Origin of the sequence: Pseudooceanicola antarcticus (assembly GCF_900215355.1) — a bacterium.
GTDB lineage: Bacteria > Pseudomonadota > Alphaproteobacteria > Rhodobacterales > Rhodobacteraceae > Pseudooceanicola > Pseudooceanicola antarcticus.
The window spans coordinates 603,276-617,562 of sequence record NZ_OBEA01000002.1 but is presented as its reverse complement, the minus strand read 5'-3'; the positions used below and the strand labels follow the sequence as shown (position 1 = coordinate 617,562).

Sequence of the window (14,287 nt, the reverse complement as noted above, 5' to 3'; positions counted from 1 at the left end):
CCGATGAAGACACTTCTCTGCTACGGCGATTCCAATACCCATGGCACCTCGCCGCTGCTGCCCGACGGCAGCTGGCACCGCTACGGCCCCGAGACCCGCTGGCCGCGTCGCCTGGCCAGCCTGCTCGGCCCCGACTGGCACGTGATCGAAGAGGGTCTGCCCGGCCGCACCACCTGCCACGACAACCCCTTCGACGGGCCGCACAAGAACGGGTTGCGCCATCTGCCGGTGGCGCTGGAATGTCATGCGCCGCTCGATCTCTTCGCGGTGATGCTGGGGACCAATGACCTGAAGGCCTACTTCGGCCTTACCCCCTTCGATATCGCCAAGGGCATTCGCACGCTGCTGACCATGGTGCAGCAGAGGGCTCCGGGGCGCGACGGCAAGCCCCCTGCCCTGCTGGTGATCTCTCCGGTGCCCATCGACGAGGTCGGCGCCTGGGGTGAAAGCCTGGCGGGCGGTGCCGCCAAGTCGCGGCGGCTGGCAGACTACCTTGCCGAGGTGGCAGAGGAGTTCGGCGCGCTCTTCTTCGACGCGGGCAGCGTGGCGCAGGCCTCGCCCGTCGACGGCGTGCACCTCAGCGAAGAGGCCCATCTGGCGATCGCCGACGGACTGGCGAAGCTGCTGCGCAAGTAGCGGCTTTCGCACGGCTTCGGACAGGCGCGCTCAAAGCTCCTGCCCGGTCTGCCGCTGCAACTCGATCAGCGCCTCGGCATTCTCTCCGACCCGGCCAAGCAGGGCGAAGAGCTGTTCCAGCTCCTCGGGCGTGAAACCGGCGCGGATGTGCTCGGCCCGGCGCTCTCCGGCTGCCAGCACCTGGGCGTGAAACGCGCGCCCGCTGTCGGTCAGCCGCACGATGGTCGCCCGCCCCCGGCTCGCGGTCATCTCCATTGTCACCAGGTCGCGTGCCTTCAGCAACTTCAGCGCCCGGCTGGCCTGGGCCGTATCGAGATCCGCGGAACGCGCCGCGTCTCCGACCTTCAGCTCCGCCGTCTTGCCGAGCGCAAGCATCATCCGCCATTCCGGCAGGCCGATGCCGAACATGTCACGGTAGAAGACCGCCGCCGAACGGTTCAGCCTGTTCGCCACGCCGGTGATCCGGAACAGGACACCATGGTCGAACAGTAACGGGATAGTTTCGGAGTCTTCCGTTTCTTTCATCTGCCTGCCTTCTCGGGACCTGACGGCCCCACCCTATCCCAAAGCCCCCGTTCAACGCGATGCGCCAGCGACGCCGGGGTCTGCAAATTTGATACGCATCTATATATTGACATGTCATTAAAGGATGCGTCAACTAAAAGCGGCATCGGAGGAGATGCCCAGCTTCACTTCCAGGGAGGACAGGAATGGCCAGCTCAGACAGGCGCAACCAGAGGGCTTTGCGCAGCAACTACGAGATCGGGAGCTCTTTCTGGGCCGTGCGCCGGGCCCAGTGGCGCGCCATGGGTCTCAGCGACGAGGACATGGAGAAACCCAAGATCGCGGTGATCAATACCTCGTCGGAACTGGCGATCTGCTTCAACCACCTCGACCACGTTGCAGCGGTGGTGAAACAGGCGATCCGCGACGCGGGCGGCCTACCCTTCGAGGTGCGCACTGCGGCACCTTCGGACTTCATCCATTCGGCGGGCAATGCGGGCAAGTACATCCTGCCCTCGCGCGATCTGATCACCAATGACATCGAGGTCCAGGTGGAGGGTGCGCAGCTGGACGGCATGGTCTGCCTCGCCTCCTGCGACAAGACCGCGCCGGGTCAGCTGATGGCGGCCGCGCGGCTGGACATCCCGACCATCTTCGCCATCTGCGGCTACCAGGGCTCGGGCCATATCGGCGAAGAGCACGTCGATATCGAAGAGGTCTTCCTGGGCGCCGGGCATCACGCCATGGGCGCCATCCCCCTGGAGCGCCTGAAGGAGATGAGCGAGAAGGCCATCACATCGTCCGGCGTTTGTTCCGGCATGGGCACGGCCAATTCGATGCACACCGTCTGCGAAGCCCTGGGCATGACCCTGCCCGGCCATGCGCCGGTGCGCGCCTCGGGCGGCGGGATGCTGGACAATGCCGCCGAGGCCGGCAAGCGCATCGTCGACATGGTCTGGGAAGACCTGCGCCCGCGCCAGATCCTGACCGAGGCCGCCTTCGAGAACGCCGTGCGCTCGGTCTTCGCGGTCAGCGGCTCGATCAACACCATCAAGCACCTGCAGGCGGTGGCCACCGAGGCCGATACCGATATCGACGTCTACGGCATGTATGAACGGCTGATGGACAGCTCGCCGGTGCTGGTCGCCGTGCGCCCGAACGGCGAAAGCTCGATCGAGGAGTTCGACGACGGCGGCGGCGCGCGGGCGGTGCTGAAGAACCTCGGCGCCCTCACCCGGACCGAGGCGATGACCGTCGCGGGCAAGACACTGGGCGAGACGCTGAACGGCTGGGAGCCGCCGACCGACACCGTGAAGACCGCAGAGGCGCCGCTGTCGGACAAGCCGGCCATCGTGCTGGTGCGCGGCAACCTGGCGCCTGACACCGGGATCATCAAGCTGGGCCTGCGCTATGACCGCAAGCTGAAGGTCACCGGCCCGGCCGTCTGCTTCAGCAATCCCATCGACGCCATCGAGGGGCTGAAGGCGGGCAAGGTCAAGGCTGGCGACGTGCTGGTGCTGCGCGGCCTCGGAGTGCGCGGCGGGCCCGGCATGGGCATGGCCTCGCGCGTGGTCTTCGCCATCGAGGGCGCGGGCCTGGGCGAAGACGTGGCGGTGGTCACCGACGGTCAGCTTTCGGGCCTGGTCAACAAGGGCCTGGTGGTGGGCGAGGTCACCCCCGAAGCGCATGGAGGCGGCCCCCTGGGGCTGGTGCGTGACGGCGACCTGATCACCATCGACGTGCTGGCCCGACGGGTCGACGTGGACATGGACGACGCCGAGATGGAGGCGCGCCGCGCCGCCTTGCCCGAGGTCGGACATTCCGGCCAGCGCGGCTGGCTGTCGATCTACGAAGGCGAAGTCGAACCGCTTTCGCGCGGGGCGGTGCTGATCCCACCCCGCGATTGATCCCCTGTCGCGCGGCCCTGCTGCGGTCGCGCGACAGACAGAGGCTGCCATCTTTTCCAAATCGCGAATGCATCTGTGCGTCAATAACTGTGGTTTCGCGAGGAATGGCGCTTCTAGACTATGACTTGTCAGGGGTCTCCGGACCCTCTGCACCTAGGGAGGAATTCATGAAACAGACCATCATCGGGGCTGCCCTGTCGGCAGCTCTGGCCCTGACGGCGATGCCGTCCACGGCCAAGGAACTGATCTATGGCAGCTGGATGGGGGCCAATGCCTCGACCAACGCGATCTCGCTGCCCCACTACTTCGAGAAGGTGAAGGAGGCCACCGGAGGGGAGATCGAGTGGACCCTCGTTCCGGGCGGCCAGCTGGCCACCGGCGCCGGCACCGTGGACGCGGTCGCGGGCAATCTGATCGACGCGGGCACCACCATGGCGCCCTATACCCCGCGCGAACTGCCGGCCACCAACGCGATCTTCACCCGCACCGTCGCGGGCGACGACGTGGTCGGCACCGCCGGCGCGATGAACGAGCTGATCCTGCTCAACTGCCCCGAGTGCAAGGCCGAGTACGAGCGCAATGACGCGGTGGCCTTCGGCGCCTACAACACCACGCCCTACCTGCTGATGTGCAAGCCCGAGATCTCGACGGTTGCCGACCTGAAGGGCACCAAGGTGCGCGCCTCCGGCGGCGGGGTCGAGATCATGAAGATGGCCGGCGCCACCCCCGTGGCGATGAGCCCGGCCGAGGCGACCTCGGCGCTGGAACGTGGCGTGGTGGATTGCGTCATGGGCTCGCTCGCCTGGCTGCGCAACTACGGCTACATGGACATCACCGAGCACGTGATGGAATTCCCGCTCGGCATGGCCGGTCCGCCGCTGCTGATGTACATGAACCGCGATGTCTGGAATGACCTGACGCCCGAACAGCGCAAGGCCCATATCGACAACGCCGCCGAGCTGGTCGCCGTCGGCACCATCAAGGCCCAGATCGACATCGACACCGAGGTCAAGGCCATGGCGCTGGAAGAAGGCATCACCTTCCATGCAGGCGGCGAGGACTTCGCCGGGATCATGGATCGCCGGGTGGAAGAGCAGGAAGCCACCATCATCGAGATGGCGACCTCTGTCGGCGTCGACGATGTCGAAGCCCTGCTGAGCAAGTACACCGAGCTTCTCGAGAAGTGGGCCGACATCTCGGAACAGGTTGGAACCGACGTGGAGAAATTCACCGAGGCCCTCAACCGCGAGGTCTACTCCAAGCTGGATCCCGAGGACCTCTGATCGTCCAAGGCCCAAATTCCACCGGGGGCCCGCGTGGCCTCCGGTGACCCATTTCAGCTCTCTGCCCGAAAGCGCACCCCAATGAAACACCTCGACCGGGTTGCGAAAGCGACAACGGCCGTGGCCTGCATCTTCGTGATCATCATGATGCTGCATGTCAGTGCCGATGTCGTTGCGCGCACCTTCTTCAACTCTCCCCTCATCGGGACGACGGAAATCGTCGCGGCCTACTACATGGTCGCTCTCGCCTTCCTGCCGATCGCCTGGATCTCGCGCCAGCGCGGCCACATCATCGTGGAACTGTTCACCTCGCATCTGCCGAAGCGGAAGCTGAAGGCGCTGGACGCCTTCGCCGGTCTCGTCACCCTCGGCTATGTCTGCCTCTTCGTGTGGAAGCTCTTCGAGATCGCCATCGAGAAGACCCACATCCGCGAGGCCTGGGAATCCGCCACCGGCTTCATCGAGATCTGGCCCTCGCGCTGGATCGTACCCGCCGGGTTCCTGTTCATGGCCATCTACGTGCTGATCCAGACCTGGCGCGATGCCCGCGCCGCGATCACCGGAGAGATCCCCGAAGAAGAAGACCGCATGGAGGTGATGGAATGAGCGCGCCCCTGATCGGAGCCCTGGGCCTTCTGGGCGTTCTCGTCCTGATCGCCATCCGCATTCCCATCGGCGTGGCCCTCGGCGTCGCTGCCGTCATCGGCCTCACCATCCTGCGCAACGAGCGCGTGGCGATGAACGTGATGGAGCAAACCCCCTTCGAGGTCGCCGCCAGCTGGAGCCTCTCGGCCATCCCGATGTTCATCCTGATGGGGGCCATCGCCCATAATTCAGGGATATCGGTCGCCCTCTTCCGCGCCGCACGGCTCTGGGCCTCGCGCCTGCCGGGCGGCCTGGCGGTGGCCACCAACCTCGCCTCGGCCGGCTTCGCCGCCGCCTCGGGCTCTTCGGTTGCCACGGCCGCCACCATGGGCCGCCTCGGCATCCCCGAGATGCTGCGCGCGGGCTACGACAAGGGTCTCGCGGCGGGCGTCGTCGCCTCGGCCGGCACTCTCGGCGCGCTGATCCCGCCCTCGATCATGTTCGTGATCTACGGGGTCTTCGCAGAGGTCTCGATCACCAAGCTGCTGGTCGCGGGCGTGCTGCCCGGCATCCTGACGGCGGCGGTCTACACCGCGATGATCATCATTCGCGCCAAGCTGAACCCGAAGATCGCGCCGCCGGTGACGATCGACCCCGAAGAGGGCACCCTGTGGCAGGCGCGCTGGAAGTCCCTGCTGCCGGTCTGGCCGGTGCTGGTGCTGATCTTCGGCATCATCGGCGGGCTCTACGGCGGGATCTTCACCCCGACCGAAGCCGGTGCCGGCGGAGCGCTGCTGGCCTGCGCCATCGCGCTCTTCCAGCGGCGGCTCACCGGCCAGGTGCTGTGGAACTCGGTGATGGAGGCCGTGACAACCACCGCCTCGCTGCTCTTCGTCGCCTATGGCGCGGTGATGTTCACCAAGTTCCTGGCGCTCTCGGGCCTGCCGGTCTTCCTCGGCAACACCATCGAGAGCTGGCAGCTCTCGCCCTACATGCTGATCCTGGCAGCCTCGGTGATCTACCTGATCCTGGGCATGTTCCTTGATCCCATGGGCGTGCTGCTGCTGTCGCTGCCGGTTATGCAGCCGATGTTCAACGCGGTCGGGGCCGACCCGATCTGGGTCGGCGTGATCGTGGTGAAGTTCATCGAGATCGGATTGCTGACACCCCCTGTAGGCTTCAACGTCTACGTGGTGAAATCCGTGGTCGGAGACGAGATCGCCCTGGGTCGCATCTTCCGCGGCGTGGGCTGGTTCCTGCTCTGCGAGGCGATCATCATGTTCCTTCTGGTGGTCTTCCCGCAGATTTCGCTCTTCCTGCCGAACGGGATGTAAGAAGCGGGGCGGCTGCATCAGTGGCCGCCCCCTCCCCCGCCGGGCCGCGATCCCAGGGCGCAACGGGCTGCACGGACTTGCGCAACCAGTCGCACATCGCCACCACCAGGCGATCCTGCGCCCGCGACACCGGCACCCAGGCCGACACCCAGAGATCCGGAATGGCGTAATCCTCAAGCACGCGGCAGAGCTCTCCGCGCGCCACATGGGGCCGGGCCAGGTAGTCTGCCACCACCGCCACGCCCAGATCCGCCAGCGCCGCCTCCACCAGCACCTGGCTGTCATTGACCGAGAAATGCGGGTTGATCTCGACACTGACCGGCCCCTGCCGTCCCTCGAACACCCAGTTCGAGCCGATGGGATGGAAGGTCAGGCATTCGTGGTTCAGCAGGTGACGCGGATGGCTCAGCTCCCCTGCCCGCTCAAGATAACCCGGCGAGGCCACCGTCACCCGCGGATAGGGGCAGAGCGGCGTCGCCTCGACGTTGGGATAGGAGGTGGGGATCGCCCCGATGGCGATATCGAACCCCTCTTCCAGCGGGTTGACCGAGCGATCCATCAGCACCAGGTCGATGCGCGCCTCGGGATGCTCGGCCTGGAACTCGGTGATGATGCGTCCGAAGTGCAGAACGCAGAGCGTCGTCGGGCACTTGATGCGCAACGTCCCGGCCATGGGCGTGCCATGGGCGCGCAGATCGGCGAAGGCGTCGGTGACATCGGCCACGATCGCCAGGAAACGCGGATGGACCTGCTCTCCGGTCTCTGTCAGCTCAAGCTTGCGGGTCGAGCGGATGAACAAGGGCGCGCCGATCTGGTCCTCAAGCCTGTTCACCTTCTTCGAGATCACCGAGGGCACGGTGTCGAGATTGCGGGCCGCAGCCGAGAAACTGCCGGCGCGCACAACCGCCAGGAAGGCGCGCATGTTGTCGATGGTATCCATTGGGTCTCCTCTCCCTGACCCGAATGTCTTTCGCGATGCGCAAAAGGTAAAGGCGTAAATCTGTTCTGTTTCCGATGGTAAAGGGGTGCGACCTTCCACCCGAATTCAAAGGGAGGAGCATCGCAATGAGCGACCAATTCAACACGGCTACCCGGATCGTCCGCCGTGATGCGGGACGTCCCGTCGACCGGCTGACCGCGGATATCTGCGTCGTCGGTGCCGGGATCTCGGGCGTTACTGCCGCGCTGGAGGCCGCGAAACTGGGCCGCAAGGTGGTGCTGGTCGACAGCCAGCCCGCTCTTGGCGGACAGGCCGTGAACTCGATCATCGCCACCTTCTGCGGGCTCTTTTCCAATGGCACCCATGGCTATCAGTTCACCCATGGCATCGCCGATGACCTGCTGGGCTACCTGGAGGCCCAGGACAAGGGCATCTTCTACCGGCACGGCCCCAACACCACCGTGGTCTACTACGACGAGGTGGCGCTTGGTCGCTGGGTCGAGGAAAGCATCCTGGCCGCCGGCATCACCGTGGTGCTGGGCGCCATGCTGAACGGCACCGAGGTCGAAGGCGGCCGCGTGACCCGTGGCCATTTCCTGACCCGCTATGGTGCGCTGGACGTGGACGCCAACGGCTGGGTCGACGCCTCGGGCGATGCGGCGCTGGTCTGGCAATCGGGCTTCGACTGTCGCGAGCCGGATCAGAACGGCGTCTTCGGCACCCAGATGGTGGTGATGGAGAACATCAAGGAAGACGTCCAGCCCTCGCGCGACCTGATCGGCGCGCGGATGAAGGAGGTGGGCGACCAATACGGGCTGCGCCGCCGTGAGGGGCTGGGCTTCACCATTCCCGGTCGCGGCATCGCCGCCATGAACATGACCCACGTCGAGACCCCGCTGGAGCCCGTCGCCGCCTCTGCCGCCGCCCTCGACGGCAAGGACCAGGCCATGCGCGCGGTGGACTTCCTGCGCGCCGAGTTCCCCGAGTGCTTCGGCGAGGCCCGCATCCGCTCCTTCGGGCTGCCGGGCATCCGCCAGACCCGCTGGATCAAGGGCCGCCACCACCTGACCGTCGAGGAGATCCGCGAAAGCAAGAAGTTCGACGACGCCATCGGCCGCACCGCCTGGCCGATCGAGCTGCACGACCATGACGACGGCCACCACTGGATCGTCTTCGACAAGGACCACGTGCACTACGTGCCGCTTGGCAGCCTGGTGCCCGAGGCCTGCCACAACGTGGTCGCCGCCGGGCGCTGCATCGACGCCGACAGCGCCGCGCTCTCCTCGGTCCGGGTCATGGGCCCCTGCATCGCCATGGGCATGGCCGCAGCCCATGCGCTGGACCTCGCCGGAACCGGCAGCACCCACCAGATTGACATGGACGCCATGCGCGCCCGCGTGTCCGATAACGTCGAGCGCCAGCACTACCGCTGGGACGAGAAGGAACTGGCCTCGGTCGCCACCAATTCGTGAGCCGGAGCGCAGGAGGAATTATGCAACTTACCGATACAGAGAAGGCCATGCGTGATGGCGAGGGCGGCGAAGCCGTCGCCGCCGCCATGGACCTGCTGATCCGCTACGGCAATGCGCTTGGCGCAGAGCGCCTGGTGGAAACCGACAACGTGGCAGGCGCCTTCAACGCCTCCACCCCCTCTGTCCGCAAGATCGCCGAGAACGGCATGGCCGAGGTCTTCTCCAAGCTGAACCTCGACAGCGACAAGACGGTCGAGATCCCGCAGATGGCGGCGCGCACCTGCCAGCTGATCACCGGCATCGACGACCAGAACTGGGCGCTGCAGGGCGCCGATCCGCAGATGGTCCAGATGCAGCGCGACAGTGAGGCCTTCGTGGGCAAGCGCGGCGTCAATCTGATGGCCACCTGCACCCCCTACCAGGTCGGCAACGTGCCCACCTTCGGTGAGCACTGCGCCTGGATGGAAAGCTCTGCGGTGATCTACTGCAACGGCGCGCTCGGCGGGCGCACCAACGTGGAAGGCAAGGAAAGCACCGGCGCCGCCGCGCTGACCGGGCGTATCCCCTACTGGGGCTACCACCTGACCGAGAACCGCTACGGCAACCGCCATATCCGCGTCGACGTGCCCGTGCGCTCGATGCTGGACTGGGGGCTTCTGGGCTATTTCACCGGCGAGATGGTGGAAGAGAACATCCCCGTGCTCGAGGGCGACCTTGCGGGCGTCGACCTGGTTAAGCTGAAGCACTTCGGCGCGGCGGCGGCGTCCTCTGGCGGGGTCGAGATGTACCACATTCCCGGCCACACCCCCGAGGCGCGCATCGCCGACGAGGCTTTCGGCACCAGCCGCGCCGAGGACTTCCACGTCTACGACGCCGCCGCGCGCAAGAAGATGTACGACACGCTGCAGAGCGCCGAGGATCGCAAGGTCGATTTCATCATGCTGGGCTGCCCGCACAACTCCATCGAGCAGGTCGGGCGCATCGCGCATCTGCTGGACGGCAAGCGGCTGCACCCCGACGTGGCGCTTTGGGTGCATACCCCGCGCGCCATCCGCACGGTGGCCGAACGCTCGGGCTACGTGGCACGGATCGAGGCGGCAGGTGGCAAGGTCATGTCCGACACCTGCCCCGCGATCTCTCGCCGCCTGCCCGAGGGCGTGCGCGTCATCGCCACCGACAGCGCCAAGCAGGCCCACTACCTGCCCGCCATCGCCAAGGTACAGGGCTGGTTCGGCAGCCTGGAAGCCTGCATCGAAGCCGGTCTGACCGGCACCTGGAAAGGGGATTTCTGATGGAAGCACTGACAACACCCCGGCTGATCCGAGGTCGCGGCGTGGTCTCGGGCCGGGCCGAGGGCGAGGCCCTTGTCACCACCCAGACGATTTCCGGCTGGGGCGGGATCAATGAACGCGACGGCTCGATCATCGAGCGCCGGCACGAGCTGGTCGGGCAGAGCTTTGCGGGCAAGATCCTGGTTTTTCCGGGCGCCAAGGGCTCTTCCGGCTGGTCAGCCTTCTTCCACATGACCCGGATCAACGGCGTGGCCCCTGCTGCCATGCTCTTCACCCGGATGACGACGAAGATGGCCCTGGGCGCCGTGGTGACCCGCGTGCCCTCGATGACGGATTTCGACCAGGATGTCTTCGACACCATCCGCACCGGAGACATCGTCTCGGTCGACGCAGACGCCGGTGAGGTGGTGATCAAGCATCGGGCTGAAGGCTAGGCCCTGGCACCACGCATCGCTACTGGACCGAGGCCGCCGGGGACACCTCGCGGCCTCGGTTTGTGTGGACCGTAGCCCCCCGGATTAACCTGCTCCCAAAGGGCCCGTGTTCCCAGTTTGTACAACCGAAAGCACGTATGGCAGGTTCAGTGGCCCCAAGAGCATACCCCTAATTGCCTCGCCCAGCTTCGCATTGGACCGCAGCACCAGGGAGCGCCCCCGGAAGGGCAACGCCGACTACCGACTGCTCAAGGGCCTAGATGCCGAAGTTGCAAAAAGTCGGCTGGTTGGATGTCCAGGCGCTATTGCTTCGGTTTCAACCTCGTCGGGACCCAATTCTCCGATCGCCTTCCGGCAAGAGGCTAGGCATGCACATCTCACTGGGAGTTCGGCACGCTCCGCTCCTGCCAGCCGGACCGGTCAGAACGACAGCACAGCAGGCGGCGCCAGGCTTGCCACGGGACTTCGGAAGACAGCACTTCAGACGCGTCACCTTGGCATCACTCGTCAAAAGGGTAGCGACGCGCCTCCGCTCACTCATCTCCCGAAGCGCTGGACCATGAAACTGCAAAGCCATCAATGGGCCTTGAGCTCGGAGACCGCTTAACCAAGATTGCCCTGCAAGCTCCCCAGGCAGCGGGCAGTGGCTCACTTGAACCAGCTCTGCACCAGAGCCGAGGCGCCCAGCTCGTTCAGGTGGTTGTCATCGTAGTAGAGCGGTGAACCCTCGCCCCAGACCTCGCAGCGCTCCCCCGGGCAGAGAACGCCCGCGCTGTCCAGAACCGTCACATCGGCGCGCCCTGCGAAGGCCCCAACCATCTGTCGGAACATCTCGCCCTGCGCATCGTAGTCAGCGCGGGTCAGGTCCTGCAAATTGGCGCGCCAGCCCTCGGGACGATACCAGAGGTTCAACGCCGCCTCTTCGGGCAGGGGAAGGCCATGGATTGGCACCGGGCTGACGATGTAGACGTGCAGGCCCTGCGCCGTCAGCCCCTCGACCGTCCGGCGGAACTGGGCCATCAGTCCAGCGCGGTAGGTGGCGGGATCGACAGAGCCCACGGGCGCTCCGCGGCTCTCGACAAGGTGGCGCGGCAGCTCTTGCGGCCCGTAGCCCAGATACCAGGGCCAGAGCACGGCATAGATCACCCCCTCGACCCCCGGCATCCGCGCAAGTTGGGCATGGGCCTCGGTTGCCAGCCCGGCGCAGCGCGCCGAGAAGGCGCCCAGCTCTGCCACCGCAGAGCCGACGGGGGCGCATTCGGCGGACCAGTAGTGCACCAACTGCCGACCCTGGGTGGCGAAGGCCTTCGCCAGAGGGCTGGCCAGCATGTCGGAATGGGAATCGCCGATCAGCACCATCTTGCGATCGGATGGCGGACCGTAGGTGCAGGAATAGCCGGTGGTGGTCAGCTCTCCTTCCATGCAGCGGGCGCGTTCGGGGTTCAGCAGGAACTTCGCCAGATAGGCGCGCTGAGCGGCCTCGGGCATCCGTTCGGGCACCCCGCCGCCCTGCCAGATCATCGCGCAGAGGCCGAGGATGACCGCCACCAGCACCCCGTCGGCCAGCAGGATCCAGCGAAAGCGCGGGCGGCGCCAGCGGTCGAAGGGCAGCTCGATCAGCGCGCCGAGGGCCAGGGCCACGGCATAGGACAGCACGAAGGCCGCCACACCGGACCAGGGGCCGAGCGGCGGGGCGGCATAGCCCAGGTAGACGATCACCGGCAGGTGAACCAGGTAGATGCCGTAGACATTGCGCCCCGCCGCCACGAAGGGCCGCAGGTGCATGCCCTGAGACAGCAGGCGGCTGCGCGGCTGCCCCAGCAGGATCAGGCAGACCCCCAGCATCGCAGGAACCGAGATCAACCCCGGCGAGGGCGCGGCCGGCGTCAGCAGCAGGATCGATGCCGCCATGACCGCCCAGCCAAGCGCATAGGCCAGACCCCCCGACAGCCAGCGCCCAAGGCGCCCCTCCAGATGGCCGCACGTCACCAGGGTGGCAAGTGCCACGCCCAGCAGGAACTCCCACACCCGGGTCGAGAAGAGGTAGTAGGCCTGGGAGTGGGTCGCCGGATCCGAGGACATCGCCTGCGCCCAGGTGAGCGAGGCCAGCAGCCCGCCCATGGTGACGACCCAGAAGGCCCAGGGCCGGCGCAGCAGGGCGAAGACCGCCATCAGCGCCAGCGACATCAGGTAGAACTGCTCTTCCAGCGCCAGACTCCAGCTGTGCAGCAGCGGACGCGCGTTGGAGGCTGCGTCGAAATAGTCGCCTCCGCCCGCCGCATGCAGGTTGCCCGACAGCAGAACCGACATCAGCGCCGCATCGGCCAGATCGTTAAGGTCGGCCGGCAGCAGTACCAGCCAGCCCGCCAGCAGGGTCAACAGCAGCGTTGCGAGCAGCGGCAGCAGGATGCGCCGCACCCGGGCCTCGGCGAAATGGCGGGCGGCGCGGGCATAGCGCGACCAGCGGCCCGCGCGCGGGTCATTGCCCTCGAGCCGGTCCAGCTGGCGCAGGAAGGACAGCGTCACGAGGTAGCCGCTGATGACGAAGAACCCGTCGATGGCGATGAAGGATCCGGGCACCCCCGGCAGGCCGGCGTGGGTCCAGAGCACCAGGCTCACTCCCACGCCGCGATAGGTGTCGATGGACAGGGAGCGTTTCACCCCTGCCCTTTCACTCGAGCGCGCCCAGGGCCTCGACGGCCCCGGCATTGCCGCGTTCGGCCGCCTGCTGGTAGTAGTCCCGCGCCTGTTCGATCTCGCCCTGGGTCCGGGCCACCTCGCCCAGATTGAAGAAGGCATTGGCGTCGCCCAGATCGGCGGCGCGGATCCACAGGTCGACAGCGCGCCGGCGGCCGGTGTCGGCGTCTTCCGCCACCAGCTGCGGGCGGCGCCAGTAGAGCGCGCCGAGGCGCGTCGTGGCGGGGGCGAAGCCCGTTTCGGCAGAGGCACGCAAGAGCCCCTCTGCCTCGCTGATCGCCGCCGCGTCGGGCTCGGCTGCCAGCATCTGCACCGCCAGGTTGTAGCGCGCCACCGGATCGCCCTTTGCAGCGGCCCGGGCCATCCAGCCATCGGCCTCCAGCCCGCCCACCGGGGCCATGCCGGGGTTGGCGATCAGGTATTGCGCAAGGTGCCCGGCCGCATAGGGATTGCCCAGCTGGTCGGCCCGGCGCAGGACCTCTGCATAGGCCAGGTCGCTGCTGATCGCCCCGGCCTGCATCAGCTTGGCCAGTTCGAAATAGGCATCCGCCGGGGCGATTGCAGGTTCCTGCGTCAGCAGGGTCGCAAGGGTGCGCTCAAAGGGGATCGAGGCCTCTCCGTCGGCGGCCAGGCCCAGCTGGTAGACCGCCAGCAGGTACTGCCCGCGCGGATCCGTGGCCTGGGCCGAGGCGCGCAGGTGCGTCACCACGTCTTCCATGTCCGGCGCTTCGGGGCGCGACAGCGCCGCCGCCCGGGCCCGCTCGAAGGCGACGCGGGTATCCCCCGCCGCTTCGCGCCGGTCCAGAAGGCCCGCCAGCACGTCCCACTGGCGGGCAAAGACCGCCAGGTCCGACAGCTGCGCCAGCCGCCTGAGCTGCGGCTGGTCGCCCGCCTCCAGGCAGGCCGGGGTCTGCGGCGGATAGGCAGGGCGCTGCGACAGCAGTTCACAGACCAGCGCCACCGCCGGTTCGTGTTCGGCCAGCAGCAGCGGGTCGATACGGGCGAAGGCGGACGACAAATCGCCCGCCTGGTAATCCCGCAGCACCAGCGCCATCTGCGCCGGTTGCTGACCCAGGGCCGCGCGCATGCGCAGCCCCGGCTCGGTGTTCCAGGCCAGCCCCCCGATCACGATCAGGGCGCCGGCCCCGCCGACGGCGCCGAGGCGCCAGAGCCAATTGTTAGCCATGTCCCAGCCAGGTCCTT

The 14,287-nt window shown here is 66.9% G+C and carries 12 protein-coding genes; 8 read left to right on the top strand and 4 right to left on the bottom strand.

The window, feature by feature from the left end:
* Positions 1-3 precede the first annotated feature (3 nt).
* Positions 4-636 (top strand): SGNH/GDSL hydrolase family protein, encoded by a 633-nt coding sequence (locus CRO50_RS07455; RefSeq protein WP_097145241.1) that lies wholly within the window; start codon positions 4-6, stop codon positions 634-636.
* A gap of 30 nt (positions 637-666) precedes the next feature.
* Here CRO50_RS07455 and CRO50_RS07450 read toward each other — a convergent pair whose 3' ends face one another.
* A complete protein-coding gene (locus tag CRO50_RS07450; protein WP_097145240.1) occupies positions 667-1,161 on the bottom strand; it encodes a MarR family winged helix-turn-helix transcriptional regulator in 495 nt (164 codons plus the stop codon).
* A 185-nt stretch (positions 1,162-1,346) separates the two neighbouring features.
* Here CRO50_RS07450 and ilvD point away from each other — a divergent pair, with 185 nt between their 5' ends.
* From ilvD to CRO50_RS07430, 4 genes are all read left to right on the top strand, one after another.
* A complete protein-coding gene (gene ilvD / locus CRO50_RS07445; protein ID WP_097145239.1) occupies positions 1,347-3,047 on the top strand; it encodes a dihydroxy-acid dehydratase in 1,701 nt (566 codons plus the stop codon).
* Positions 3,048-3,214: 167 nt separating this feature from the next.
* Positions 3,215-4,330, top strand: a complete 1,116-nt coding sequence (locus CRO50_RS07440; RefSeq protein WP_157791724.1) for a C4-dicarboxylate TRAP transporter substrate-binding protein — start codon at positions 3,215-3,217, stop codon at positions 4,328-4,330.
* Between the two features lie 81 nt (positions 4,331-4,411).
* Positions 4,412-4,936 carry a TRAP transporter small permease gene (locus CRO50_RS07435; protein ID WP_097145237.1) on the top strand — a complete coding sequence of 175 codons (525 nt, stop codon included), beginning with the start codon at positions 4,412-4,414 and terminating at the stop codon, positions 4,934-4,936.
* Positions 4,933-6,249 carry a TRAP transporter large permease gene (locus CRO50_RS07430; protein ID WP_097145236.1) on the top strand — a complete coding sequence of 439 codons (1,317 nt, stop codon included), beginning with the start codon at positions 4,933-4,935 and terminating at the stop codon, positions 6,247-6,249. The genes CRO50_RS07435 and CRO50_RS07430 overlap by 4 nt, the downstream gene beginning before the upstream one ends.
* Here the strand turns inward: CRO50_RS07430 and CRO50_RS07425 are convergent.
* Positions 6,191-7,189: a LysR family transcriptional regulator gene (locus CRO50_RS07425; RefSeq protein WP_097145235.1), complete on the bottom strand. Its 999-nt coding sequence runs from the start codon at positions 7,187-7,189 to the stop codon at positions 6,191-6,193. The two genes, CRO50_RS07430 and CRO50_RS07425, sit on opposite strands and share 59 nt — an antisense overlap.
* A gap of 125 nt (positions 7,190-7,314) precedes the next feature.
* On the opposite strand from CRO50_RS07425, the gene CRO50_RS07420 reads away from it, so the two are divergent.
* The 3 genes from CRO50_RS07420 to CRO50_RS07410 are packed head-to-tail and all read left to right on the top strand — an operon-like array spanning position 7,315 to position 10,387.
* The gene (locus tag CRO50_RS07420) at positions 7,315-8,661 is read left to right on the top strand and encodes an FAD-dependent oxidoreductase (RefSeq protein WP_097145234.1); all 1,347 of its coding nucleotides are present in this window, start codon (positions 7,315-7,317) and stop codon (positions 8,659-8,661) included.
* A gap of 20 nt (positions 8,662-8,681) precedes the next feature.
* Positions 8,682-9,953, top strand: coding sequence for an aconitase X (locus tag CRO50_RS07415; RefSeq protein WP_097145233.1), 1,272 nt, complete (start codon positions 8,682-8,684; stop codon positions 9,951-9,953).
* Positions 9,953-10,387, top strand: a complete 435-nt coding sequence (locus tag CRO50_RS07410; protein ID WP_097145232.1) for an aconitase X swivel domain-containing protein — start codon at positions 9,953-9,955, stop codon at positions 10,385-10,387. Before CRO50_RS07415 ends, CRO50_RS07410 begins: the two co-directional genes overlap by 1 nt.
* Before the next feature lie 648 nt (positions 10,388-11,035).
* Here the strand turns inward: CRO50_RS07410 and CRO50_RS07405 are convergent.
* Entirely contained in the window at positions 11,036-13,048 is a 2,013-nt protein-coding gene (locus tag CRO50_RS07405; protein WP_157791725.1) for an acyltransferase family protein, read from the bottom strand.
* 10 nt (positions 13,049-13,058) lie between these two features.
* Positions 13,059-14,270: a tetratricopeptide repeat protein gene (locus tag CRO50_RS20090; RefSeq protein ID WP_157791726.1), complete on the bottom strand. Its 1,212-nt coding sequence runs from the start codon at positions 14,268-14,270 to the stop codon at positions 13,059-13,061.
* Between the last annotated feature and the right edge of the window lie 17 nt (positions 14,271-14,287).